The 25,692-nt window shown below is 62.1% G+C and carries 20 protein-coding genes; 13 read left to right on the plus strand and 7 right to left on the minus strand.

The window, feature by feature from the left end; genetic code table 11:
• Positions 1-38: 38 nt before the first annotated feature.
• Both xdhC and guaD read left to right on the plus strand, forming a co-directional pair.
• Positions 39-875 carry a xanthine dehydrogenase accessory protein XdhC gene (gene xdhC / locus L9B60_RS03490; RefSeq protein WP_249676278.1) on the plus strand — a complete coding sequence of 279 codons (837 nt, stop codon included), beginning with the start codon at positions 39-41 and terminating at the stop codon, positions 873-875.
• A 14-nt stretch (positions 876-889) separates the two neighbouring features.
• Complete coding sequence (guaD, locus tag L9B60_RS03495; protein ID WP_249676281.1) at positions 890-2,197, plus strand: guanine deaminase; 1,308 nt, start codon at positions 890-892, stop codon at positions 2,195-2,197.
• 100 nt (positions 2,198-2,297) lie between these two features.
• Here the strand turns inward: guaD and L9B60_RS03500 are convergent, their stop codons facing one another.
• Positions 2,298-3,059 carry a GntR family transcriptional regulator gene (locus L9B60_RS03500; protein ID WP_249676283.1) on the minus strand — a complete coding sequence of 254 codons (762 nt, stop codon included), beginning with the start codon at positions 3,057-3,059 and terminating at the stop codon, positions 2,298-2,300.
• 434 nt (positions 3,060-3,493) lie between these two features.
• On the opposite strand from L9B60_RS03500, the gene L9B60_RS03505 reads away from it, so the two are divergent.
• Both L9B60_RS03505 and L9B60_RS03510 read left to right on the plus strand, forming a co-directional pair.
• Positions 3,494-4,729, plus strand: coding sequence for an NCS2 family permease (locus tag L9B60_RS03505; protein WP_438866121.1), 1,236 nt, complete (start codon positions 3,494-3,496; stop codon positions 4,727-4,729).
• Between the two features lie 66 nt (positions 4,730-4,795).
• Positions 4,796-5,425, plus strand: a complete 630-nt coding sequence (locus L9B60_RS03510; RefSeq protein ID WP_249676286.1) for a LysE family translocator — start codon at positions 4,796-4,798, stop codon at positions 5,423-5,425.
• A gap of 89 nt (positions 5,426-5,514) precedes the next feature.
• Here the strand turns inward: L9B60_RS03510 and L9B60_RS03515 are convergent, their stop codons facing one another.
• From L9B60_RS03515 to uraH, 3 genes are all read right to left on the minus strand, one after another.
• The gene (locus L9B60_RS03515; RefSeq protein WP_249676290.1) at positions 5,515-6,999 is read right to left on the minus strand and encodes a YdgA family protein; all 1,485 of its coding nucleotides are present in this window, start codon (positions 6,997-6,999) and stop codon (positions 5,515-5,517) included.
• 107 nt (positions 7,000-7,106) lie between these two features.
• Complete coding sequence (locus L9B60_RS03520; protein WP_249676293.1) at positions 7,107-10,169, minus strand: hypothetical protein; 3,063 nt, start codon at positions 10,167-10,169, stop codon at positions 7,107-7,109.
• Positions 10,170-12,162: 1,993 nt separating this feature from the next.
• On the minus strand, positions 12,163-12,516 hold the full coding sequence (uraH, locus tag L9B60_RS03525) for a hydroxyisourate hydrolase (RefSeq protein ID WP_249676295.1): 354 nt from the start codon (positions 12,514-12,516) through the stop codon (positions 12,163-12,165).
• Between the two features lie 379 nt (positions 12,517-12,895).
• On the opposite strand from uraH, the gene puuE reads away from it, so the two are divergent.
• The 7 genes from puuE to L9B60_RS03560 all read left to right on the plus strand — a co-directional run bounded on the left by puuE (position 12,896) and on the right by L9B60_RS03560 (position 20,120).
• Positions 12,896-13,825, plus strand: a complete 930-nt coding sequence (puuE, locus tag L9B60_RS03530; protein WP_249676297.1) for an allantoinase PuuE — start codon at positions 12,896-12,898, stop codon at positions 13,823-13,825.
• Positions 13,822-14,337, plus strand: a complete 516-nt coding sequence (gene uraD / locus L9B60_RS03535) for a 2-oxo-4-hydroxy-4-carboxy-5-ureidoimidazoline decarboxylase (protein WP_249676300.1) — start codon at positions 13,822-13,824, stop codon at positions 14,335-14,337. The genes puuE and uraD overlap by 4 nt, the downstream gene beginning before the upstream one ends.
• A gap of 90 nt (positions 14,338-14,427) precedes the next feature.
• Positions 14,428-15,423 (plus strand): allantoicase, encoded by a 996-nt coding sequence (alc, locus tag L9B60_RS03540; protein ID WP_249676303.1) that lies wholly within the window; start codon positions 14,428-14,430, stop codon positions 15,421-15,423.
• 126 nt (positions 15,424-15,549) lie between these two features.
• Positions 15,550-16,053: an ureidoglycolate lyase gene (locus L9B60_RS03545; protein ID WP_249676305.1), complete on the plus strand. Its 504-nt coding sequence runs from the start codon at positions 15,550-15,552 to the stop codon at positions 16,051-16,053.
• Between the two features lie 48 nt (positions 16,054-16,101).
• Entirely contained in the window at positions 16,102-17,421 is a 1,320-nt protein-coding gene (locus tag L9B60_RS03550) for a urate hydroxylase PuuD (RefSeq protein ID WP_249676307.1), read from the plus strand.
• A 151-nt stretch (positions 17,422-17,572) separates the two neighbouring features.
• Positions 17,573-18,925: a nucleobase:cation symporter-2 family protein gene (locus tag L9B60_RS03555; protein WP_249676309.1), complete on the plus strand. Its 1,353-nt coding sequence runs from the start codon at positions 17,573-17,575 to the stop codon at positions 18,923-18,925.
• A 397-nt stretch (positions 18,926-19,322) separates the two neighbouring features.
• Positions 19,323-20,120, plus strand: a complete 798-nt coding sequence (locus L9B60_RS03560) for an outer membrane protein OmpK (RefSeq protein ID WP_249676310.1) — start codon at positions 19,323-19,325, stop codon at positions 20,118-20,120.
• Between the two features lie 21 nt (positions 20,121-20,141).
• Here L9B60_RS03560 and L9B60_RS03565 read toward each other — a convergent pair whose 3' ends face one another.
• A complete protein-coding gene (locus tag L9B60_RS03565; protein ID WP_249676312.1) occupies positions 20,142-21,347 on the minus strand; it encodes an aminotransferase-like domain-containing protein in 1,206 nt (401 codons plus the stop codon).
• An 85-nt stretch (positions 21,348-21,432) separates the two neighbouring features.
• Complete coding sequence (locus L9B60_RS03570; protein WP_249676315.1) at positions 21,433-22,341, minus strand: DUF808 domain-containing protein; 909 nt, start codon at positions 22,339-22,341, stop codon at positions 21,433-21,435.
• Positions 22,342-22,474: 133 nt separating this feature from the next.
• Here L9B60_RS03570 and L9B60_RS03575 point away from each other — a divergent pair, with 133 nt between their 5' ends.
• A complete protein-coding gene (locus L9B60_RS03575; RefSeq protein WP_249676318.1) occupies positions 22,475-23,083 on the plus strand; it encodes a TetR/AcrR family transcriptional regulator in 609 nt (202 codons plus the stop codon).
• An 84-nt stretch (positions 23,084-23,167) separates the two neighbouring features.
• On the opposite strand, the gene L9B60_RS03580 is transcribed toward L9B60_RS03575, so the two are convergent.
• Positions 23,168-23,608 (minus strand): GlcG/HbpS family heme-binding protein, encoded by a 441-nt coding sequence (locus L9B60_RS03580; RefSeq protein WP_249676321.1) that lies wholly within the window; start codon positions 23,606-23,608, stop codon positions 23,168-23,170.
• A 234-nt stretch (positions 23,609-23,842) separates the two neighbouring features.
• On the opposite strand from L9B60_RS03580, the gene gcl reads away from it, so the two are divergent.
• Positions 23,843-25,618 carry a glyoxylate carboligase gene (gcl, locus tag L9B60_RS03585; protein ID WP_249676322.1) on the plus strand — a complete coding sequence of 592 codons (1,776 nt, stop codon included), beginning with the start codon at positions 23,843-23,845 and terminating at the stop codon, positions 25,616-25,618.
• Positions 25,619-25,692 lie beyond the last annotated feature (74 nt).

The following is a 25,692-nucleotide window of genomic DNA, read 5'->3' on the forward strand; positions in this document are numbered from 1 at the left end:
GAGGGCTGGGGTGAGGGCCAGCGTCACCGGAGGCCCAAATGAATAACTGGATCAGCGCCCTCGCCGACCTGCAGGCACAAGGCGAACCCTGTGTACTGGTGACCATCATCGAGGAAAAGGGCAGCACGCCGCGCAACGCCGGCTCCAAAATGGTGGTCAGCGCCACGCACCTGTACGACACCATCGGCGGTGGCCACCTGGAATACAAGGCCATGCACATCGCCCGCCAGATGCTCGAAAGCGGCAAACAGGATACCCACCTTGAGCGCTTCAGCCTGGGCGCCAGCCTGGGCCAGTGCTGCGGCGGGGTGACCGTGTTGCTGTTTGAACCCATGGGCCAGGTGCAGGCGCAGATCGCCGTGTTCGGCGCCGGCCACGTCGGCCGTGCGCTGGTGCCGCTGCTGGCCAGTTTGCCGTGCCGGGTGCGCTGGATCGACTCGCGCGAGCAGGAGTTTCCCGAACACATCCCCCACGGCGTGCGTAAAATCGTCAACGAAGAACCGCTGGATGAAGTCGATGAGTTGCCCAAAGGCAGCTACTGCATCGTCATGACCCACAACCACGCCCTGGACCTCGAACTGACCGCCGCTATCCTCAAGCGCAACGATTTCACCTGGTTCGGCCTGATCGGCTCGAAAACCAAGCGGGTCAAGTTCGAGCACCGCTTGCGCGATCGCGGTTTTGACCCGGCCATCGTGCAGCGCATGCGCTGCCCCATGGGCCTGGCCGAGGTCAAAGGCAAACTGCCGATAGAAATCGCCGTGTCGGTTGCCGCCGAAATCATCGCCACCTACAACGTCAACTTCGGCCAGGGCACTGCCAGCGCCGAACCGATCGCCCAACTGCTGCCGCCCTCGCGACGCAGCCAAGCCTGAGAAACGAGACTTTTATGAGCCTGACCCGCAAAGCCTACCGCGCCGCCATCCTGCACAGCCTGGGTGACCCCGCCGAAGTCGGCGTTGAAAACTCCTACCAATACTTCGCCGACGGCTTGTTGGTGGTGGATAACGGCAAGATCAGCGCCGTGGGCCCGGCCGAGCAGTTGCTGCCCACCCTGCCGGCTGATATCGACGTCAGCCATTACCCGGATGCGCTGATCACCCCCGGCTTTATCGACACCCACATCCACCTGCCACAAACCGGCATGGTCGGCTCCTACGGCGAGCAATTGCTGGACTGGCTGAACACCTACACCTTCCCTTGCGAGCGCCAGTTCGCCGACAAGGCCCACGCCGACGAGGTGTCGGGCATCTTCATCAAGGAACTGCTGCGCAACGGCACCACCACCGCGCTGGTATTTGGCAGCGTGCACCCGGAGTCAGTGAACGCATTTTTTGAAGCGGCGCAAAAGCTTGACCTGCGCATGATCGCCGGCAAGGTGATGATGGACCGCAACGCCCCGGACTACCTGACCGACACCGCTCAAACCAGCTACAGCCAAAGCAAGGCGCTGATCGAACGCTGGCACGGCAAGGGCCGCCTGCACTACGCGGTGACGCCACGCTTCGCCCCCACCAGCACGCCGGAGCAACTGGCGCTGGCCGGGCAACTGCTGGGTGAATACCCGGACCTGTACATGCAAACCCACATCAGCGAGAACCTCAAGGAGGTGGAGTGGGTGAAGGCGCTGTTCCCCGAGCGCAAGGGCTACCTGGACGTGTACGACCACTTCAAGCTGCTGGGCGAGCGTTCGGTGTTTGCCCACGGCGTGCACCTGTGCGACGACGAATGCGCGCGCCTGGCCGAAACCGGCTCGGCCATCGCCTTCTGCCCCACCTCGAACTTCTTCCTGGGCAGCGGCCTGTTCAACCTGCCGATGGCCGAGAAGCACAAGGTCAACGTGGGCTTGGGCACGGACATCGGCGGCGGCACCAGTTTCTCACTGCTGCAAACCCTGAACGAAGCCTACAAGGTGATGCAGCTGCAGGGCGCGCGCCTGAGCCCGTTCAAGTCGCTGTACCTGGCCACCCTGGGCGGCGCCCGGGCCCTGCGCCTGGAAGACAAGGTGGGCACGCTGCAACCGGGCAGTGACGCAGACTTCCTGGTGCTCGATTACAACGCCACGCCACTGCTGTCGTACCGCATCAAGCAGTCACGCAGCATTGAGGAGACATTGTTCGTGTTGACCACGCTGGGGGATGACCGCACCGTGCAGCAGACCTATGCCGCCGGCCAACGGGTGCACGAGCGCGATTGACGGTCGCCCTGCAGGAGCGGATTCATCCGCGAAAAGGCCGCTGCGGTTTGTCTGGAAGATCACCGGCGCTTTCTTCGCGGACAAATGCGCTCCTACAGGTTTATGCGGTGCCTTTGTGAACCGGTTTACGGGTTTGCAGCAAGTGTGAAAACACCGCGTGCAGGTCGTCCGAGGCGCTCTCTTCGTCCAGGTTCAGCTTGCTGTCGATGTGGTCCATGTGGTGCATCATCAGGCCCACCGCCAGGTGTGCGTCTCGCGCCTCGATGGCGTCGATCAGTTGGGTGTGCTCATCGTAGGAGCAGTGCGAGCGGTTGCCCGTTTCGTACTGGGCGATGATCAGCGAGGTTTGCGAAACCAGGCTGCGCTGGAAGCTGATCAACGGCGCGTTCTTCGCCGCCTCGGCCAGCTTGAGGTGAAACTCCCCCGACAACCGGATGCCGGCGCCGCGATCACCGCGCGAGAAGCTGTCGCGTTCGTCCAGCACCATCTGCCGCAACTCGGTCAATTGCTCGGCCGTGGCGTGCTCCACCGCAAGCTCGGTAATCGCGCGCTCGACCATGCGCCGGGCGAAAAACACCTGGCGGGCTTCCTCGACACTGGGGCTGGCGACCACTGCGCCGCGATTGGGCCGCAGCAACACCACGCCTTCATGGGCCAGGCGCGACAGCGCACGGCGAATGATGGTGCGGCTGACGCCAAAGATCTCGCCCAGGGCTTCCTCACTCAACTTGGTACCCGGCGCCAGGCGCTGTTCGAGGATGGCCTCGAAGATATGTGCGTAGACAATATCGTCCTGGGTGCCGACACGCCCGGCCTTGGCCAGTCGCGATTGTTTCTTGAGGGGTTGCAGCTGTTCGTTCATGGGTTCTCGGGGGCGATGGTTCCGGCGTTTTGGCCATTGTACACAGGGGCATGGCCTTGTGACAGGTCAGGTACCGCACTGGCTTGGGCGTTGATGCGACAACGTTATGCCCTAATCATGGAATATTCTGCGCACAAAACCAAAAACATTATTTGCATTATTTGTATACAAAAGGATAATCCACCACGAGCGACTTCCTGACCGCAGGGTCAACAAAACAATTCTGTCGCCTGTGCCACCCTTTACCTGCCTCACGGAACCGTGACGTGAATACGCGCATGGGCCCGGAAAACAACAAAAGCCTTGAGGAGTAACTCGCTGTGGAAAGCAATAAATCCGAAGCCCCTACGCTGGATCTCGCCCCGCCGTCGCGCAACAGTTGGCTGGAGCGGATTTTCAAACTCAAGTTACACGGCACCACCGTCAGAACTGAAATGATCGCCGGGCTGACCACCTTCATCACCATGGCGTACATCATTTTCGTCAACCCCAACATCATGGCCGACGCTGGCATCGACCACGGCGCCGCCTTCGTCGCTACCTGCATCGCAGCAGCTCTGGGTTGCCTGCTGATGGGCCTGTACGCCAACTGGCCGGTGGGCCTGGCACCGGGCATGGGCCTGAACGCCTTCTTCACCTATACGGTAGTGGGCACCATGGGCTATTCCTGGCAGACCGCGCTGGGGGCCGTCTTTATCTCCGGCGTGCTGTTCATGATCCTGACCCTGTCACGGGTGCGCGAGTGGCTGCTCAACAGCATCCCCACCAGCTTGCGCCACGCCATGGGCGCGGGCGTGGGGCTGTTTTTGGGGGTGATCGGGTTGAAAACCAGCGGCATCATCGTCGCCAGCCCCGCCACCCTGATCAAGCTGGGTTCGCTGCATGAAGCCGGGCCCCTGCTCAGCGCGCTGTGCTTCCTGATGATCGCCGTGCTCAGCTACCGCCGGGTGTTCGGCGCGATCCTGATCAGCATCGTCACTGTCACCCTGATCGGCTGGGGCCTGGGCATCGTGCAGTACGGCGGGGTGTTCTCGCTGCCACCGAGCCTGGCGCCGACCTGGCTTGCGATGGACATCAAAGGCGTGTTCAACGTCAGCATGATCAGCGTGGTGCTGGCCTTTCTGTTCGTGCACATGTTCGACACCGCCGGCACCCTGATGGGCGTGGCGCAACGCGCCAACCTGGTGAACCCCGACGGGCGCATCGAAAACCTGTCCCGGGCACTCAAGGCCGACAGCGCTTCGAGCGTGTTTGGCGCCATGGTCGGCGTGCCGCCGGTGACCAGCTACGTGGAAAGTGCTGCGGGCGTGGCCGCCGGCGGTCGCACCGGACTGACCGCCGTGGTAGTGGGCCTGCTGTTCATCGCCGCGATGTTCTTTGCACCGCTGGCGGGCATGATTCCGGCTTATGCTACAGCCGGCGCGTTGATCTACGTGGCCATGCTGATGATGAGCGGCATGGCCCACATCAACTGGGATGAAGCCACCGACAGCATTCCGGCGATCGTCACGGCGATTATGATGCCGCTAACCTTCTCGGTCGCCGACGGCATCGCCCTGGGCTTTATCACCTACGTGGCGCTCAAGGCCGGCACCGGCAAGTTCAAGGACATTTCCATCAGCCTGTGGGTGCTCTGCGCGATTTTCATCGCCAAGTTCATCTTCCTGTAAGCTTTAGCAACAGAAACAAACAGGCCTCACCTTCGGGTGGGGCTTTTGCACATAAGGAGAAAAGCAATGAGTGTGGAAACCTGGTTGTTGTTCAGTGCCGCGGCATTGGTGGTGATCCTGATCCCCGGCCCCTTGTCGTTGTTGATGATCGGCAACAGCCTGAATTACGGCCTGCGCCGCTCCTACCCGGCGTTCCTGGGCGGGGTGAGCGCCTCGATCTGCTTGCTCAGCGCCTCGGCCTTGGGCCTGGGCGCGTTGCTGCTGGCCAGCGAGCAAGTGTTTAACGGCTTGAAAATCGTCGGGGCGTTTTACCTGTTCTACCTCGCCTGGCAGAGCTGGCAGCAATCCCGGCAACCGGCCACGGCGGCCCAAGTGCCTGACTCGCTGCCAGTACCGCGTTTCCGCGCGCTGTTCTGGCGCGCCTTTGCACTGGGCGCCAGCAACCCGAAGGACATCCTGTTCTTCGCCGCGTTCCTGCCACAGTTCCTCAGCGCCGAGCGGCCTTTGGCCGGGCAGTTGATCGTGATGATTTTGACTTGGGCGGTGCTCGACTTGCTGTGCAAGCTGGCGTACGGGCTGGGTGCCCATGGCGCGGCGCGCTACTTGCGCAGCGGCCGCGGGCAGAGCTGGTTCAATCGGGTGAGTGCAGCGTTGTTTGGTGGCGCAGGAGCAGTATCGTTGTTGAGCCGTAGCTGAATCCCCCCCTCTGCCTGAGGGAGAGGGGGCCGATCGAGTTGCCAATGCGATCTGCTTTTAGCGCCCTCTCCCCACGGGCGGTCAACGTTTTATTGCTGAATAAACCTGCCCGCCACCAACCCCACGAATTGCTGTGGCGTCATCTTCTGCCCGTTGAAGTCAACCACGCCGTTGGCGTAATGCAGGTCGGACACCACGTTATCGCCGTCCACCTTGCCCCACTGGAAGGTCACCGCCATGCCACTGACCAGGTCACTGGCATTTTTTGCCTGGGCGTCAATCGCCGCGGGGTCGGTCTGACCCTGCAGTTGCGCCTGCACGCGGCCGATGTCGTTGATCATCGCCTTGGACAGCAGCACCTTGGCATCGACCACACTCACCGCATCCAGGCCCAGCCCCGGCGCTGCTTTGCCCTGCGTGCTCGGGTTGGCCAAGTCGACGGCCACGCTCGCATGGCTTTCGCCGTTGGCGGTCTTGAGTGACAACTTTTCCAGTTCCACGTGCGGCTTGCCATCCAGCAACGCGGACAAGGCAGTGTTCAGTTGGGCCTTGTCTTGCTCGGTCAGGTGCAACTCCAAGGGTTCGCCGTTCATCATGGCCACTTGCTGTTGGGGCACCACGCGGGTCTGGTACAGCTCGTTGAGGCGCTTGCTGGCGGCGATGTCGAAACGATCGACCTTGAACGCCAACTGGCCAGTGCCGATGTCTTTGCCACCGACCTGCAACTGGCCCAGATCATAATTGACCTGTGCCGCCAGCTTGCCTTCCACCTCTTGCAACAGGCTAGTGCCAGTGGTGTCCTTGAGCATGATCAGTGGCTTGCCGGGCACCTGGAACGAGGCAGTACCGGCCTTCACGTCGGTATGGCCCAGGTAGAAACCAGAGGTGCCACGGGTGCCGCCGCTGTTGATTTCCACCTTGTGAAACTCGGACTGCAGCACGCCTTCGGGCGTTTGCGTGTCGACGGCCAGGCTATCGATCACCGCGTTCATTTCATATTTTTCGGTGTCTGCCGTGGCGGAGAGGTTAACGCTCAAACCCTGGACCTTGAACGTGCGACCCGGCGCATCGAGTTTCAACGGCGCCACCTGCATATGGCTTTCGCTGCTGCGGTCATACTGCAAGGTCACCTGGCCCTTCAACGGCACGTTGCCATTATTCTGGGCAAAGAAAGGTTGCGACACGGGGGTGTTTTGCAAGCTGATGTTGCTGACCGCCATCACTGGCACCCAGCGCAGGGTGATCAACCGTGACAACGGTAGCGGGCCATGCTCGATATGGTCGGTGAAGTCCAGGGGCACCGGGGCATCGCCGGTACCGAATTCACGCCCTTGCACGGTCAGGCGGTAGTGGGCCTCGCTGCTGAACAGGTGGCGGTCCAACGACACCAACTCCAGGCTGACCTGCGCCTTGCCATCAGGCCCCGGCGTCTGGGCCTGCAACTGCTGGTTGGCCTGGGCGATGGCGGCCTGCAACGTGCCTTCCAGGCGCGTGCCCGTGTACCAGGCACCGGCCGTGGCCACGGCGCCCACCACCACTACAGCGGCTAAAACGAACTTTGCTGCTTTGCTCATAGGTATGCTCGACGAGATCCATTCACCGAGCACTTTCGCCTAAAGCTGCCGTTTGCGCCAGCCAAATACCGTTGCTGCAAAGGCGGCGCAACCTGCGAGCGTGCCTATCAAGGTTGGCGGGGCACATCGGGCATGCGCATGAAACGCAGGTCCACGCTGCGGCCCAAATCACGCACGGCTCCAAAAAGCACCACCACGCTGGCCTCCCGATGGGCCCGGCCCCAAACCTGGGCGTTGATCATGGCCTTGCGTTCGACTTTGCGCACTGCGCCGGCCAGATCCCTGGCAACGAGCAAGGACGTACCCGAGCCCCAGACGGAGGAACGCATGAATATCACGTACAAGTTGGTCGAGCAGGGATGGCGAACCACCAGCTCGCCGGAATAGGCGGTGGGCGTACTGAAAAAACCACCCCGCGCCAGCACTTCGTAGCCGTTGACCTGCAACATTTGCGCAGCAGTTCGCATCGACCCGGAGGCCGGCATCACCCCCAACTGGCCGAACACCAGCGGCGCCTCCTGTTCGCTCAGCACATTGACCTGCGCCATGTGGTTGATGCGCTCCGGGACCGACACCGGCAGCATGCCCAGTGGATCGGCCACCCGCGGGTTGGCAATGGGCGCGCCACGGCCCCAGCAATCGAGCACGCGGTTGACGTCAGCCATTTGCGAGGTCAACCCCACGCCGTGCAGCACCGCCTGCTCGCGGGCTTCTCGCAACAGGTTTTGTGCCACCCATTCGCGGCTGCCACTGAGCATTTGCGGAAATGGCTCGGCGATCGACTCGCTCATTGGCCGGCTAAACGCCGGGCCCACATACTGCCATTGCCCACCCACGTATCGCGCTAGCTGGGGCGGGTTGGCCGTTATGTCGGCCAAGGATTGGACCGGGGTCACCGGCGCACCCCGGAAAGCCACGTGGGGGTTGGTGGCATTGGCAAAGTCGGAGGCCACCTCGTACCACCCCCCTTGCAGTTCGATCAGCGGGGCACCCACACCGTTCACGCGGTGCACCGCAGGCCCGGCCACAGAACCTGCGGGTACCGCACTGGCCTGGGAGGGTATCAAGGTCAGCTCCCCGATGCGCTGCCAGGCCTTCCATTGGGCCGCTGGCGGCAAAGGCGGGAGCAGGCCGTCGAGAATGAAACGCTCGCTATTGAACGCGGCGTATTCAATACCAGCGATGTTTTTCAACGCCCAGGAAGGCGTTACCCCATGTATCTCAAGGTACAGGGCCAATTGCTGGAGTGCTGCGTCACGCTGCTCGGGCAGGAACCGAAATTGGCTGGCGTAATGCGCCCATTGCTGCTCGGTAAATGCCGGATAACGCCTGCGCAGCATCGCCATCGGGTCGTCCAGCACTTGCCCACGCCCAAGGAACTGCCTGGCCCAGGCTGGCAACGCCCGGTGCTTGCGCAAGTGCTCCAGCAAGGCCTGCTCGATATCGAACACGCGGTTGAACTGGAACTTCGCCCACAGGGCCTCCAGCTGATGCTGCGTGCAGCCGCGCAAGTGCACCGGCAGGCTGTACAACGAAACCCCGTCGCCCAAAGGCGTGCGCGCAAAGAACGCCCGCAATTGATCGTCGCTCATGTGCGCGAACGCTCTGTGCAACAGGTCGGCCGGCTTGTCATCTGCACCGCCAACCGTGCCGGTATTGCGCACGACGCGCCATTGCCCGACGGCGTTGAGGTGCACCGGCGCCCCCTCGGTGCCGCGCCTGCGGTTGACTACACGCAGGTTTGCATACGCACTGTTGGCGCTATGGCGTACCTGGAACAGCTTGCCGTTCTCCAACTCGATGAAATAGTCAGGGTAGCCGTTCTCGCGCACCGGCGAGCGCCAGGTGCCAGCGTATTTACCCTCGCTCACGCGCTGCAACCCCTTGGGCCGTGAACTCAAGGCCAGGCTTGGGTCAATCTCGAACTTGGCGGGTGGCCTGGCCAGCCGCGCCACCCCACTGGCCTTGTTCACCACCGCCACCAGATCGCTCGCCGCGCCCGCCACGTTCAGCAAGGCAAGCAGCGAATGGCCCAGCGCACCGTCGTAGTCACCTTCGCTCACCGACTTCAACGCACACAGGCTGTCTTTGATCGCAAACAGCGAGCCCGCCACCAACGCAGCGGGCGGGAATGGCAATGTGGCAATGATCACGATCACCTCGGCCACCATAAAAAAATGGTCGATGGTCTGGCGAACGCGTTCCCAGCGCTGGTCATAAACGTCATTGACCTCATCGACCAGGCGTTGCAGGGCGATGTCGTGAATGGCCAGACGGTCTAACCAGGGCATCGGCGCCAGTGGCCCCTCGGCGCGGTCTTCACGCACGGCATTCAAGCGATAAGCCATCCAGCGGCCAAGCTTTGCGCGCATGCGGTCCTTGTAGTAGTCCAGCAAGCCTGGGATTTTCAGATCGCGAGCAAAATCCGCGTAGTCGCGCCACAGCACGCCATCCGGCGCCTGAGGCGTATAGATCAAGGCTTGCAGTTTGCCTGCCGAACTGTGACGCCCCACGACGTACACGCCCTCTACGCGCTCAGTACTACCCAAGGCCTTATGGAGGTCGCGCAGTGCATCGGGTACCAACGTTTTAATCCAAGGGTGCTCACCTTCGTTCAGTACTGCCTCCAGGCGAAACTGCAAGGGCGCGAACATCAACCGCGAGCGATCACCGCCCTTGTGCAGCGTTGCCAGCATCCGTTCCAGCTGCTGGTATTGACGCGCATCCAGTTCACCTTTCAAGTGCCCCTGCACGGCGGCATGGCTCATTTGCAGGCGTGTCAGCTCCAGGTAAGCCGTGCGCCGCCAAGCAAGGCCGGGGCTGCCCGGGGCCAGCAAGGTTTGCTCGATGTACTCGGCAAAACGCGCGGCGATGCCCTTGCGCAGTACGCCCCCTACACGTTCTGGTTGCAGGCCGCCAAGGTCCACGCCCGGCGGGCCCGTGACACTCATCAACCCGGCCGGCACATTGCCCGTCAGGTTGAGATGCGCGGGGTAACCATCGCGCATCAGCTGGCTGAACGTGAAAGGCTGGCCATCCAGCGTGACGATAACCTGGCCAGGGTTGACCTGGCCCTGTGCATCGCCCAGCAAGCGGTTGAGGCTGACGGTCGCCGTGTGCTGCAAAAAATCGTCGAAACGCTGCAGGCGCACGTCGGTGCGTTGCTCCAAGCATTGGCGTGCGCCCTGTACTTTGCGTTTCCAGCAATACCAATTGACGGCATTGCGCCAGGCTTGCACCCAAGTGCCAGGCGGATATGGCGCTGGCATTGGCTTCCATTTGCCGGGCCAACTGGTGCTCCGCCAACTGCTGCAGCGCCACGCTTAAACCTGGCTGCGCCTTCAGGCTGATCAGGCGCGGGTAGCCCTCGGGTTTTTCGGCGATGCGCGCCAATTCGTCGGCCAGTGCCTGACGCTGGTTTTCGGCGGTGCCGGTCAGCAGGTACTCAGCCATAACGGGGTTCGCGCTCCAACCGGCAACCTCGAAGTGCAAGGCATGCAGGCCGGCACAATGCTGCCACTGCAAGGCGCGTGGTGCGTCGGGCGTATACAGCAGCAACTGGTCGAAATGCCCATTGCTGTCCTGCCGGCCCAACGCCAGCATGCCTCCCAGGTCCGCACCGTTGGCCTGCAGGGTAAACACCTGCAGGCTGGGCAAGTCGTCTAGCACCAGGGGCATGGCCTGGTTTTCCATTTGCTGGAATTGGGTGTCCGACAGTTGGCCACTGAGGCTTCCAGCAAAGGCCGACAAGGCCCACTGCGCCTTGGCCAGGCGCAGCATGGGCGCCAGCAGCGCGGTGCTCAGGGCCTGTTGGCGCACGGCCACGAATGCCAACCGCAACGGCCGCCCCAGCAACGCCTGGGCCGCCGATTGCAGAGGCAGCCCGGTGTACGTTTCCCCTTGGTAAGTCAGCGCGCTGTGCAGCAAAAAGTCTGAGCCTTGCACCTCATCCCCCGCTGGCAGGCCATTAAGCGCCAGCTCGCTGAAGCTGCTACGCGTGCTGAAGTGCGCCGCCATGCCGGGCAGCGCACGGCGCGTTTCGAACAGCAAGTCGCCAGGGTCCAGCGCTACCCCGCACAACTGTTTGAGCCAAGCGCCAGCCGTGCTTTGCACATAGTGCTCAAGGCTGGCGCCCTCGCCCAACTCACCGGCCAAGTCAATCTGCGCCTGATGCCAGGCTGCCAGCCGCGCCTCATAACGCGACAGGTTTTGTGCACTGGCGGTACGCAACCAAGCGGGCAAGGCCTTGAAGGCCTCACGGGCATCGCGCAAGCGGTTTCGATAAGCTGCAAGGCTTTGCAGCGGCTGCACGAAAGCTGACGCGAGCGCCTCCTTCAGTGCTTGCAGTGTATCGGCCGCTTCAGCCACAGGCGCACCAAGCACATGCAGTACATCCTGCCGTTGGCGCTGGCGAGCGCTGGCGAACAGGTAGGCAGGCAGCCCCTCGGCAATAGGCACCATTGACCAGCGGCAAGTCGCCCCGGCGACATAGTCGGCCTGATGGGCCAACGCCATGCCCTCCATCAGCAACGACCAACTGGGTTCATCCGCCAGGGCCTGGCCCAAGTGCACCGCCAGGCTCTCGCGCACACGGGCAAGCCCTGTTCCCGGCATGTGGATCAAGGCCAAGGCTGGCGGCGCGCCCTCGTCATCCACCGACATGGCTTGGGCCGCCAGCACAAATGCCCCGGGCACTGGCCAAGAGGGCCCCGCGTTGATACTCAGGTGCAGGGCGCTGGCCACCGCGTCAGGCTGGGTAAGCAAGGCCCGCTCAACCTCGCCCAACTGGCCTTCTTGATTGGCTGCATCGGCCCACAAGGCCTGCCACAGGCACTCACCTACCCGCTGCGCCAAGCTTGCGCCTTGGGTGTCGGGCAGCTCCCAGCCCTGATCAAGCTGGCGCAGATAGTCGTCGGCCGACCGGCCTTCGGCGTGCAGCCGTTCCAAGCCTGCCGCTTCGCCCAGTGACTCGATAAGCCCAGTCAGCGTGGCGATAGGGTTGTGCAGTGTTGAAAAAGTCATGGTTGGCGCTCCTGGAAAGAAGCCCCTATTGAACTGCGCGGCCGTTGGACCTTGGCGTTACATAAATCAATACAATCAGGCATAAAAAAGCCCGCAGTGTGGGCGGGCAAGAGGTACCAACGAAGCGCATTGCTCGGTGAACTAGCTACCGCGATAAGTCGAGTAGCTGTAAGGCGATATCAACAGCGGGACATGGTAATGGTCCTGCTCGGCGCTGATGCCGAAGCGCAGTACCACCACGTCCAGAAAGGCTTGGTCCGGCAGGGCCACGCCACGGGCGCGGTAGTAGTCGCCTGCGGCGAACTGCAACTGGTACACGCCGCTGCGGTAATCATCACCCTGCAGCAACGGGGCGTCGCAGCGGCCGTCGCTGTTGGTCAGGGCACTGGCGACCAATTCCAGTTGCTGGCCTTCAACACGGTAAAGCTCGACCTGGATCGAGCTGCCGGGGCAGCCATGGGCGGCATCCAGAACATGCGTAGTCAAACGTCCCATTGCGTGTACGACCTCTTCTAAGACTGGAGTGAGTGCCCGCGCACCCTATTGGAGCAGCGCCGGTGCAGGCTTGCGGATTATTAAGACATTTTCGATTAAAATTGTACACAATAATTCGTGCAAATTTTTCAAGCGCCTTTACGGCTTCTATAAATACGCCAAAATCCCTGCAAAGCAAGCCATTCATGCCCTAGAAGGGCATTACCTGACCAAATGGGCAAGTTTTTTGCAAGCACATTGCTAGACGCTCGCCGGGCAGAAATGCAAAAAAACAGGCTTACAATACGTGGATAAAGTTGTATACAATCACTCCATCGCCGGGACGCCAACCCACCTCGAGCCGTCCCGTACCCAAATCCCGCGAAGAAGGAAGAGTGCAGTGAGCGCTGATTACCCACGCGACCTGATCGGTTACGGCAACAACCCACCCCATCCACAATGGCCGGGGAACGCGCGCATTGCCCTGTCCTTCGTGCTCAACTATGAGGAAGGTGGCGAACGCAACATCCTGCACGGCGACAAAGAGTCCGAAGCCTTCCTCTCCGAGATGGTCGCCGCCCAGCCCCTGCAGGGCGAGCGCAACATGAGCATGGAGTCGCTGTACGAATACGGCAGCCGCGCCGGCGTGTGGCGCATCCTCAAGCTGTTCAAGGAATTCGACATTCCATTGACCATCTTCGCCGTGGCCATGGCCGCCCAACGCCACCCGGACGTGATCCGCGCCATGGTTGCCGCCGGCCACGAGATCTGCAGCCACGGCTATCGCTGGATCGACTACCAGTACATGGATGAGAACCAGGAACGCGAGCACATGCTCGAAGCCATTCGCATCCTCACCGAAGTCAGCGGCGAACGCCCGCTGGGCTGGTACACCGGCCGCACCGGGCCGAACACTCGCCGCCTGGTGATGGAAGAAGGTGGCTTTCTATATGACTCCGACACCTACGACGACGACCTGCCCTACTGGGAAAACAACAACCCCACCGGCAAGGCGCACCTGGTGATCCCCTATACCCTGGACACCAACGACATGCGCTTCACCCAGGTGCAGGGCTTCAACCATGGCGATGACTTCTACCAGTATTTGAAAGACGCCTTCGACGTGCTGTACGCCGAAGGGGCCGAGGCGCCGAAGATGCTCTCCATTGGCCTGCACTGCCGCCTGATCGGCCGCCCTGCCCGCCTGGCCGCGCTGAAGAAATTCCTCGAGTACGCCAAGGGCCACGAACAGGTCTGGTTCACCCGTCGCGTCGATATTGCCCGCCACTGGCACACGGTTCATCCTTTCCAGGCCGGAGACGCGAAATGACCGCTTTCAAAACCCTGAAGCCCTCGACCCTGAGCCGCGACGCCTTCGTCGCCGCCTTCGCCGACATCTACGAACACTCGCCATGGGTGGCCGAACGGGCCTTCGACCTGGGCCAGCTCCAAGAGCTGGACACCATCGAAAACCTGCACCAACGCATGAGCGATATCCTGTTGAGCGCTGATCATGACCGCCAATTGGCCTTGATCAACGCCCACCCGGACCTGGCCGGCAAAGCTGCCGTCCAGGGCCAACTGACCGAAGCCAGCACCCATGAACAAGCCGGCGCCGGTATTCACCAATGCACGGCCGAAGAGTTCAAACGCTTCACGGAACTCAACGACGCCTACAAGGCCAAGTTCCAGTTCCCCTTCATCATGGCGGTAAAAGGCAGCAACCGGCATCAGATCCTCGCCGCGTTCGAAGTACGCATCCATAACTCGGCCGAGGCCGAGTTCAAGGAGGCACTGGCGCAGATCAACCTGATCGCCCTGTTCCGATTACTGACCCTTTAGCACGCTTGGCCCGAGTGCACTCATGAACGCCGATCGCACCCAGGGCCCTGCACGCTCTCCCAGCCACTCATTCAAGGCAGACAAGAAAAAATGAAAGCATACGCCGTACCCTTCGAGAAATTCGTCAACCTGGCCGACGCGCGCCTGGGCACCAAAGCCGTCTCCGTGACCGACGATTGGTTCGCCGACGTGAACCGCCTGTTCCAGCCCACCCCTGCGGTGTGGAAGGAAGGCGTGTTCGACGACAACGGCAAGTGGATGGACGGCTGGGAATCGCGCCGCAAGCGTTTCGAAGGCTACGACAGCGCGGTGATCCGCCTGGGCGTACCGGGCTCGATCAAGGGCGTGGACATCGACACCTCGTTCTTCACCGGCAACTTTCCGCCGTCGGCGTCGCTGCAAGCCTGCTTCGTGGCTGAAGGCGACCCCACCGAGCACACCCAGTGGGTTGAAGTGCTGTCGGCCGTGGAGCTGCAAGGCAACAGCCACCACTACCACGAAATCAACAACGACCAGGCCTTCAGCCACCTGCGTTTCAACATCTACCCCGATGGCGGCGTGGCGCGCCTGCGCGTGTACGGCGTGCCATTCCGCGACTGGTCGGCTACCGGTGACAACGAGCAAGTGGACCTGGCCTCGGCCCTGAACGGCGGCCGCGCGCTGGCCTGCTCCGACGAGCACTTTGGGCGCATGAGCAACATCCTCAACCCAGGCCGTGGCATCAACATGGGCGACGGCTGGGAAACCGCACGCCGCCGCACGCCTGGCAATGACTGGGTGATCGTCGCCCTGGGCCATGCCGGTACCGTGGAACAAGTGGTGGTCGACACCCTGCACTTCAAGGGCAACTACCCGGACAGCTGCTCGATCCAGGGCGCGTTCGTGAAGGGCGGCACCGACAGCCAGGTCGAAACCCAAAGCCTGTTCTGGCGTGAGCTGCTGCCTAGCCAGAAACTGGAAATGCACCAGGAACACAGCTTCAAGGAACAGATCAAGGACCTGGGCCCGATTACCCACATCCGTCTGAACGTGTTCCCGGACGGTGGCGTGAGCCGCCTGCGCGTACTGGGCAAAGTGGCCAAGTAAGCGGCGCCCTTGTGGGAGCATGGCTTGCCAGCGAGGACGGTCTCAAGATCGCCATCGCTGGCAAGCCAAGCTCACACAGTGCAACACCCCATACCGTGATTTGAATTCAAGAACAGAAGAACCCACATGCGCACACTAGTGATCGAGCCCCTGACAAAAGAAGCCTTCGCCCCCTTCGGTGACGTGATCGAAACTGACGGCAGCGACCACTTCATGATCAACAACGGCTCGACCATGCGTTTCCATCGGCTGGCCGACGTAGAAACGGCCACCCCCGAGGACAAGGCGATCATCAGCATCTTCCGCGCCGACGCGCAGGACATGCCGCTGACCGTTCGCATGCTGGAGCGCCACCCGCTGGGCAGCCAGGCTTTCATCCCGCTGCTCGGCAACCCCTTTCTGATCGTGGTCGCGCCACTTGGCGATGCACCTGTATCAGGGCTGGTCCGTGCCTTCGTTACCAACGGCAGGCAGGGCATCAATTACCATCGCGGCGTTTGGCACCACCCGGTGCTGACGATCGAAAAGCGGGATGACTTCCTGGTGGTTGATCGCAGTGGCACAGGCAATAACTGCGATGAGCATTTTTTCAATGAGGACGAATTGTTGATCCTCGCCCCCCACCTATAAGAGAAGGGCCTGGCGTCGCGCATTGATGCCAGGCGAGAGGTAAAGACTGTGGAAGCACATCTGATCGAGTGGCTGAACCTGTGCGTGCGCTGGCTGCACATGATTGTCGGGATTGCCTGGATTGGCGCATCCTTCTATTTCGTCTGGCTGGAGAACAACCTTAACCGGGCCAACCCGCGTGATGGCCTGAGCGGCGATCTCTGGGCGATCCACGGTGGCGGTATCTACCACCTGGAAAAATACAAACTGGCCCCACCGACCATGCCGGACAACCTGCATTGGTTCAAATGGGAAGCCTACTGGACCTGGATGTCGGGCGTCGCGCTGTTGTGCGTGGTGTTCTACTCCAACCCTACCCTGTATTTGCTAGCCCCCGGCAGCACCTTGAGCGGCGCCGAAGGCATCGCCATTGGTGTCGGTGCCCTGGTGGCAAGCTGGTTCATCTACGACTTTTTGTGCGACTCGCCCCTGGGCAAGCGCCCGGGCCTGTTGGGCCTGGTGCTGTTCGTGCTGGTGATCGGTGCCTGCTATGGCTTCAGCCAGGTGTTCAGCGGCCGTGGTGCGTACCTGCACACCGGCGCCATCATCGGCACCATCATGGTGGGCAACGTGTTCCGCATCATCATGCCCGCCCAGCGTGCACTGGTGGCGGCCATCGCCGAGAACCGCACCCCCGACCCAGCCCTGCCGGCCAAGGGCCTGCTGCGTTCGCGGCATAACAACTACTTCACCTTGCCCGTGCTGTTCATCATGATCAGCAACCACTTCCCCAGCACCTACGGCAGCCACTACAACTGGCTGATCCTGGCCGGGATCGCGGTGTCGGCGGTGTTGGTGCGGCACTACTTCAACACCCGCCACAACAGCAACAAGTACGCCTGGGCCCTGCCCGCCGGCGCCTTGGGCATGATTTGCCTGGCCTACGTGACCGGCCCTGCGCAAATGGCGCCAGCCTCAAACGTTGCCACCGCGCCGGCAAAGATCCAGTACCAGCCCTTGCCGGAAACCGCCCAGGGCGGCGTGCGTCATGATCAGCAACCGGTAGCACCCGCCGCGCCAGCCGAAGAACCTGAGCCTGCCCAGGCCAGTAATTCCGGCAGCAGCGATGCGGATTTCAACAAGATCCACAGCGTGATCCAGGAACGCTGCGCGGTGTGCCACTCGGCCAAGCCGACCAGCCCGCTGTTCAGCACTGCACCTGCCGGGATCATGTTCGACACCCCGCAACAGATCCAGCAATTGGCCCCGCGTATCCAGGCACAAGCCGTCGCCAGCCAGATCATGCCGCTGGGCAACATCACCCAGATGACCCAGGAAGAACGCAACATGATCGGCCAGTGGATTGCCAACGGAGCCCAGACGAACTGAAACCACCCTTGTAGGAGCAAGGCTTGCCCGCGATAGCGATCAAAAGAACGCCATCGCAGGCAAGCCTTGCTCCCACAACAGCCGTTCAAGGCAGCAATGGATTCAAACCTGAAACACAGCTCCACAATAAAAACAAAATCCGAGGTGTTGCATGTCCGAGTCACGCCCTGCGCGCATTCCACCCGCGCCACCACGACAGCCCCTGCCCCTGTTGCAACTGATTCTGGTTGGTTTGCAACACGTACTGCTGATGTATGGAGGCGCCATCGCGGTGCCGCTGATCGTCGGACAAGCCGCCGGCCTCTCCCGTGAAGACATCGCCTTTTTGATCAATGCCGACCTGTTGGTGGCCGGTGTTGCCACCGTCGTCCAGTCCATGGGCATCGGCGCCGTCGGCATTCGCATGCCGGTGATGATGGGCGCCAGTTTTGCCGCCGTCGGCAGCATGGTCGCCATGGCCGGCATGGACGGTGTCGGCCTGCCCGGCATCTTCGGCGCCACCATCGCCGCCGGTTTCTTTGGCATGCTGATGGCCCCGTTCATGTCCAAGATCGTGCGCTTCTTTCCGCCCTTGGTCACCGGCACCGTGATCACCTCCATCGGCCTGTCGCTGTTCCCGGTGGCGGTGAACTGGGCCGGTGGCGGCAGCGGCCCGCAGTTCGGCTCGCCGATTTATCTGATGGTCGCAGCCCTGGTGCTGGGGGTCATCCTGTTGATCCACCGCTTCATGCAGGGCTTCTGGGTGAACATCTCGGTGCTGATCGGCATGGGCCTGGGTTATGTGCTGTGCGGCCTGCTGGGCATGGTCGACCTCAGCGGCATGGCCGCCGCCCCGTGGCTGCAAGTGGTCACACCGCTGCACTTCGGCATGCCGACCTTCAGCCTGGCGCCGGTGCTGTCGATGTGCCTGGTGGTGGTGATCATCTTCGTCGAGTCCACCGGCATGTTCCTGGCCCTGGGCACCATCACTGACCGCGAAGTGACCCCGGGCATGTTGCGCCGCGGCTTGCTGTGCGACGCCGGCGCCTCGTTCGTGGCCGGCTTTTTCAACACCTTCACCCACTCCTCCTTTGCCCAGAACATCGGCCTGGTGCAGATGACCGGGGTGCGCTGCCGTTCGGTGACCATGGTGGCGGGCGCGTTTCTGATTGCCCTGAGCCTGTTGCCCAAGGCCGCGTTCCTGGTGGCCTCCATCCCGCCTGCGGTCTTGGGCGGCGCGGCCATCGCCATGTTCGGCATGGTCGCCGCCACCGGTATCAAGATCCTCCAGGAGGCCGACATCGGCGACCGCCGCAACCAACTGCTGGTGGCGGTGAGCATCGGCATGGGCCTGATCCCGGTCGTTCGTCCGGAATTTTTCGCCCACTTGCCAGCCTGGATGGGCCCCATTACCCACAGCGGCATCGCCATGGCCACCCTCAGCGCAATGTTGTTGAACCTGTTGTTCAACATACTGGGCGGGGCTGGCCGGGCCCACATGGGCGAGGCCGCGCATCCGCACTGAGTGTTGGCACTCGGCGAAAAGCTGACCGAGTGCCCCACTTTTGCCAGCCATGCGCCATCACAGAGCACTTGAGCCGCGCCGCGCAAGCCAGTACCCTGCGCGGCCGCGAAAACGGATGGGGTAAAACCCGCCTGACAAAGCTGATCGGTCGGCCAGAACCTTCAAACACCTGTTTTACCTGCAAGCGCTAACGTCACGTTTCAATTCCCACCGTTTTTTTCAACGGTCGGGAAGGATTTGTGCGGCCGACTGCGGGCTTTGGCAAGGCTCTTGCTAATGGACTTGTATCGTTCAAAAAACTGACCGATCAGACGATTTTTAATGCAGCAAAAAGGCGCCATTACAGAGCGCCACCAAAAAAAAACTAGAACCATCCACCCCTGGGAGCAACCGATCAATGAAGCGTACTTTTTCGAGCCTGATGATGGCCGGCAGTCTGATGGCAGGCGGTATGGCCGCCAACACCGCCATGGCCGACGACCTGATTCAATGGCAAAGCAACAGCCTGACCTACCTGTATGGCCAGAACTTCAAGGTCAACCCGGAAAATCAGCAAACCATCACGTTCGAACACGCCGATGGTTGGAAGTACGGTGACAACTTCCTGTTTGTCGACAACATCTTCTACAACGGTAAAAAAGACTCCGGCGTGGGCAACAACACCCTGTACGGCGAGTTCAGCCCGCGCTTGTCGGCGAGCAAGATCTTCGGCCAGAAGATCGGTTTTGGCCCGGTCAAGGACGTGCTGCTGGCCATGACCTACGAGTTTGGCGAAGGTGACGTGGAGTCCTACCTGATCGGCCCGGGCTTTGACCTGGACATCCCCGGCTTCGACTACTTCCAGTTGAACTTCTACGACCGCATCGTGGACGGCGACCGCGCCGGCAACAACGTCTGGCAGATCACCCCGGTGTGGTCGTACACCATCCCCGTCGGCAAGTCCGACATCCTGATCGATGGCTACATGGACTGGGTGGTGGGCAGCGATTCGAACAAGAATGGCGACTACCACAACAACCTGCACTTCAACCCACAGGTCAAGTACGACTTGGGCAAGGCGTTGAACTGGTCCGAGAAGCAAGTGTACGTGGGCTTTGAATACGACTACTGGCGCGACAAGTACGGTATCCAGGATACCCACGCGTTCGAAACCACGCAGAACACTGCAAGCTTCCTGCTCAAAGTGTTCTTCTAAGCCCTACCTTCGCCGGGGCGGTCAGCCAAACGCCCGCCCCAGGCGCAGCAAGCCCTCATCGATCTGTTCAAGCGACGGCGCGGCGAACGACAGCCGGATACTGCTGGCATCGGCCTCTTGCGCGTAGAACGCACTGCCCGGCACGAACAATACATTCTGCTTGATCGCCCGCTGCAATAGCGTGGCGGCGTCGACGCCATGGCGGCAGCGCCCCCAGATGAACATGCCGCCGGCCGGTGGCGACACCTCCAGCACCTCTTGCAAACCCGACAGCCCCTCAAGCATGCGTTGGCATTTTGCCCCGTAGCCTTGCGCCAAGCCAGGCAATGCCCGTTCCAGTGCGCCCTCCTGCAAGTACAACGCGCCAATGCGCTGCGCCCAGGGCGAGGTGCATAGATCCACGGTCTGCTTGGCGATCACGCAGCGCGTGAACACCGCTGGCGGCGCGATCAGCCAGCCGATGCGCAAGCCCGGCGCCACCACCTTGGACAGGCTCGACAAGTGCACCACCCGCCCCCGCGCGCCCTCCACCTGCTCACTCAATGCCAACAAGGACGGCAGCTCGCTGCCCGCAAAGCGCAGCGCGCCGTAGGGGTCGTCCTCGATGATCAGAAAGTCATGCCGGGCCGCCAGCGCCAGCAAGGCCAGGCGGCGCTCCAGGCTCAGGCAGGCACCGGTGGGGTTGGCAAAGGTGGGCACGCAGTACAGTAGCCGGATAGCGCCGTGCGGCAGACCCGCCAAGCGTTCGGCCAGGGCGTCGGTGTCCAGCCCCTGCGCGTCGGTGGCGGCACTGTGCACCTGCATGCCGGCCAGGCGCAGGGCCTGCAAGGCTGCAGGGTAAGTGGGGCGCTCCACCAGCACCTGATCGCCTGGGCTGAGCAACACCTTGATCAGTAAATCGAGACCCTGTTGCGAACCCGTGGTCACCAGCAGGTCGGCAACGTCAACCTGCGCCCCGCGCCGCGCCATCAACGCCGTCAATTGCTCACGCAGCAGCGGCAGGCCTTCGGTGGCGGCGTATTGCAGGCAGTCGACCGGCGATTCGCGCAGCGCTCGATCGGCCGCCAGTTGCAAGTTGGCCTGGTCAAAAAAACCCGTCGCCGGGTAGCCGCCGGCAAAGGAAATCATCCCCGGCTGCGCCAGGTACTTGAACAGCTCGCGAATGGCCGAACCGGTCGGCGCTTGGAAGGCAGGAGCAAAGCGGTAGGTGGGGGTCAGGTCGTTCACGGCGCGGCTCGCTCAGGGCTGATAGGCGAGTATCGAACCTTAGGCGTTAAAGCGGCAAACGACCATTGCTCAAGACGTCATTCCTTCAGCGCTTGACCAAGCCCCAGGCCTTGCCCAGCACCGACACCACCGCCAGCACCAAAGCACCGGCCACCACGCCGATCAGGCCATTGAGCAGCGCCACGGTGAGGCCACCGCCCAAGCCTGCGCCCACCGCTTGCACCCAGTGATGCACCGGGACGATGCCGTGCACCAGGATGCCGCCACCGACCAGAAACATGGCGGCTGTACCGATCACCGAGAGGCTTTTCATCATGTAGGGCGCGGCGCGCAGGATCGCCCGGCCAGTGCCCTGGGCCACGCTTGAGGCCTTCTGGCTGAGCCACAGGCCCAGGTCGTCAAGCTTGACGATGCCGGCTACCAAACCGTACACGCCGACGGTCATGACGATGGCAATGCCGCTCATCACGATGATCTGCTGGGTCAGGGGCGAGTCGGCGACGATGCCCAGGGTGATGGCGATGATTTCTGCCGAGAGGATGAAATCGGTGCGCACCGCGCCCTTGATCTTGTCTTTCTCGAAGGCCACCAGGTCGACCGTCTCGTCGGCCGCCGCTTTACTTAATTGAGCGTGCTCGGCAGCGGCGTCACCTTTACCGTGCAGCAATGGGTGGGCGATTTTTTCAAAGCCCTCGAAGCACAAATAGGCACCGCCCACCATCAGCAATGGGGTCACTGCCCAAGGCGCGAATGCGCTGATGGCCAAGGCCGCCGGCACCAGGATCAGCTTGTTCACGAACGAGCCCTTGGCCACCGCCCACACCACGGGCAACTCGCGGTCGGCGCGCACACCGGTGACCTGCTGGGCATTGAGTGCCAAGTCATCGCCCAGCACGCCGGCGGTCTTCTTCGCGGCGACCTTGGTCATCAGCGCGACGTCGTCCAGCACTGCGGCGATGTCGTCCAGCAAGACCAACAAACTGCCCCCTGCCATGTGCAACTCCTTATCATCCAATCCAATGGTCGGAGCATAGCGTGCCTCGCCGCCCAAGTGGCAATCTTGAGCCGCGCGCAACCCCGGTGCTACCATGCGCCTCCGCCCGAGCAGGCAAGGAACGACCCGGTTTATGAGCACCATCCGCGAGCGCAACAAAGAGTTGATCCTTCGCGCGGCCAGCGAAGAATTCGCCGACAAGGGTTTTGCCGCCAGCAAGACCAGCGACATCGCGGCCAAGGCCGGCCTGCCCAAGCCCAACGTGTACTACTACTTCAAGTCCAAGGAAAACCTGTACCGCGAGGTGCTCGAAAGCATCATCGAGCCGATCCTGCAGGCGTCCACGCCGTTCAATGCCGATCGCGACCCATTCGAGGTGTTAAGCGGCTATATCCGCTCCAAGATCCATATCTCCCGCGACCTGCCCTTCGCCTCCAAGGTGTTCGCCAGCGAGATCATGCACGGCGCCCCGCACCTGAGCCCCGACCAGGTGGAACAGCTTAACGTGCAGGCCAAGCACAACATCGAATGCATCCAGACCTGGATCGACCGCGGCCAGATCGCCAACGTCGACGCCCACCACCTGATGTTCAGCATCTGGGCCGCGACCCAGACCTACGCCGACTTCGACTGGCAGATCTCGGTGGTCACCGGCAAGGCCAAGCTGGACGAGACGGACTACGAGGCGGCAGCGCAGACGATCATCCGGTTGGTGCTCAAGGGTTGTACGCCGGACGCCTAGCCCTATGAAACGTGTGAACACGATCCTCGCCTGAGCGGCTATCGCTGTGGGAGCGGATTTATCCGCTCCCACAGGCGCATCGTGTCAGGCACTCACGCCAGCATCCGCCAGCAACCCCAACCCCTCGATCGCACTGATCGCGCATTGCTCGTCGATGTCCGACGTGTCGCCGCTGATGCCGATCGCGCCGATCACCACCCCCGCTTCATTGCGAATCAGCACACCACCCGGTGCCGGCACCACCGCGCCCTGCCCCAAGGTATTTAGCGCTGCGAAGAACGCCGGGCGGTTCTGTGCGTCCAGCGCCAGCAGGCGCGAGCCTTTGCCCAAGGCGATGGCGCCCCATGCCTTGCCGATCGCCACCTGTGGGCGCAGCAGGCTGGCGCCGTCCTCGCGTTGCAGGGCAATCAGGTGCCCACCGTTGTCCAGCACCGCCACGGTCAGCGGTGCGGCGGCGATCTTGCGCCCTGCCGCCAGTGCCCGGCTGACCAGGCTGACAGCGTCCTTCAAGGCCAATGTGTTCATGGGTAAATCCTCTTGAGTGTGAGAACGGTTGAAAATTCGACTGGACAAATAGATCACAAAACGAAGTATTATTGTATACAACATTTTCAAACAGCTGATTGAGAGTCGATTTAACGGTGCCCAACGAAAAGTCTACCGACTGACGAAAAGGGTTTGACCTGGCTCATCGACCCTGAATAAACTCGGCTGAAAAGCCACTTGTATACAATTACAAAACGAAAGAGGCACAAAACCATGAGCAAAATGAGAGCAATCGATGCAGCCGTTCTGGTGATGCGCCGCGAAGGTGTCGACGTCGCCTTTGGCATCCCCGGCGCCGCCATCAACCCCTTGTATTCGGCCATGAAAAAAGTCGGCGGCATCGATCACGTGCTCGCTCGTCACGTTGAAGGTGCCTCGCACATGGCCGAGGGCTACACCCGCACCAAAGCCGGCAACATCGGCGTGTGCATCGGCACTTCGGGCCCAGCGGGCACCGACATGGTCACCGGCCTCTACAGCGCCTCGGCCGACTCCATCCCGATCCTTTGCATCACCGGCCAAGCGCCACGTGCCCGCATGCACAAGGAAGACTTCCAGGCCGTGGACATCACCAGCATCGTCAAGCCGGTCACTAAGTGGGCCACCACGGTGCTCGAGCCTGGCCAGGTGCCCTACGCCTTCCAGAAAGCCTTCTATGAAATGCGCTCCGGCCGCCCAGGCCCGGTGCTGATCGACCTGCCGTTCGACGTGCAGATGGCCGAGATCGAATTCGACATCGACGCCTACGAACCGCTGCCAGTACACCGCCCTGCCGCCAGCCGCACCCAGGTGGAAAAAGCCCTGGCCCTGCTCGACCAGGCTGAGCGCCCACTGCTGGTAGCCGGTGGTGGCGTGATCAATGCCGACGCCAGCGACAAGTTGGTGGAGTTCGCCGAGTTGACCGGTATTCCGGTCGTGCCCACCCTGATGGGCTGGGGCACCATCCCGGACGATCACCCGCTGATGGTGGGCATGGTCGGCCTGCAAACTTCGCATCGTTATGGCAACGCCACGATGCTCAAGTCTGACGTGGTACTGGGCCTGGGCAACCGCTGGGCCAACCGCCACACCGGCTCCGTGGACGTGTACACCGAAGGCCGGCGCTTCATCCACGTGGACATCGAGCCGACCCAGATCGGCCGGGTGTTCACCCCGGACCTGGGCATCGTGTCCGATGCTGGCCTGGCCCTGGACCGCTTCCTGGAAGTGGCCCGCGAATGGAAAGCCGCCGGCAAGCTGAAGGACCGCAGTGCCTGGCTCGCCGACTGCCAACAGCGCAAGGCCAGCCTGCAGCGCAAGACCCATTTCGACAATGTGCCGGTCAAGCCGCAGCGCGTGTACCAAGAGATGAACCAGGTGTTCGGCAAAGACACCTGCTACGTCAGCACCATCGGCCTGTCGCAAATCGCCGGCGCGCAGTTCCTGCACGTGTACAAGCCGCGCCACTGGATCAACTGTGGCCAGGCAGGCCCGCTGGGCTGGACCATTCCTGCGGCATTGGGCGTGGTCAAGGCTGACCCATCGCGCAAGGTGGTGGCCTTGTCGGGCGACTACGACTTCCAGTTCATGATCGAAGAACTGGCCGTGGGCGCGCAGTTCCACCTGCCGTACATCCACGTGGTGGTGAACAACTCCTACCTGGGGCTGATCCGCCAGGCGCAGCGCGGCTTTGAAATGGACTACTGCGTGCAGTTGGCCTTTGAAAACCTCAACGCGCCGGAACTCAACGGCTATGGCGTAGACCACGTCGCCGTGGCCCAGGGCCTGGGATGCAAGGCACTGCGCGTGTTCGAACCGGCACAGATCCAGCCGGCGCTGCGCAAGGCCCAGGCACTGATGGACGAGTTCAAGGTACCGGTGGTGGTGGAGATCATCCTGGAGCGCGTGACCAATATTTCCATGGGCACCGAGATCAACGCGGTCAACGAGTTCGAAGACCTGGCGTTGGTGGGCAATGACGCGCCGACGGCGATTTCGCTGTTGGACTAAAGCCCCCTCACCCCAGCCCTCACCCTCAAGGAGAGGGAGCTAAACGAGGTGCCCTCTCCTTTTGGGGAGGGCCC

It is taken from the genome of Pseudomonas abieticivorans, from assembly GCF_023509015.1.
In the GTDB taxonomy this organism is placed as follows: Bacteria; Pseudomonadota; Gammaproteobacteria; order Pseudomonadales; family Pseudomonadaceae; genus Aquipseudomonas; species Aquipseudomonas abieticivorans.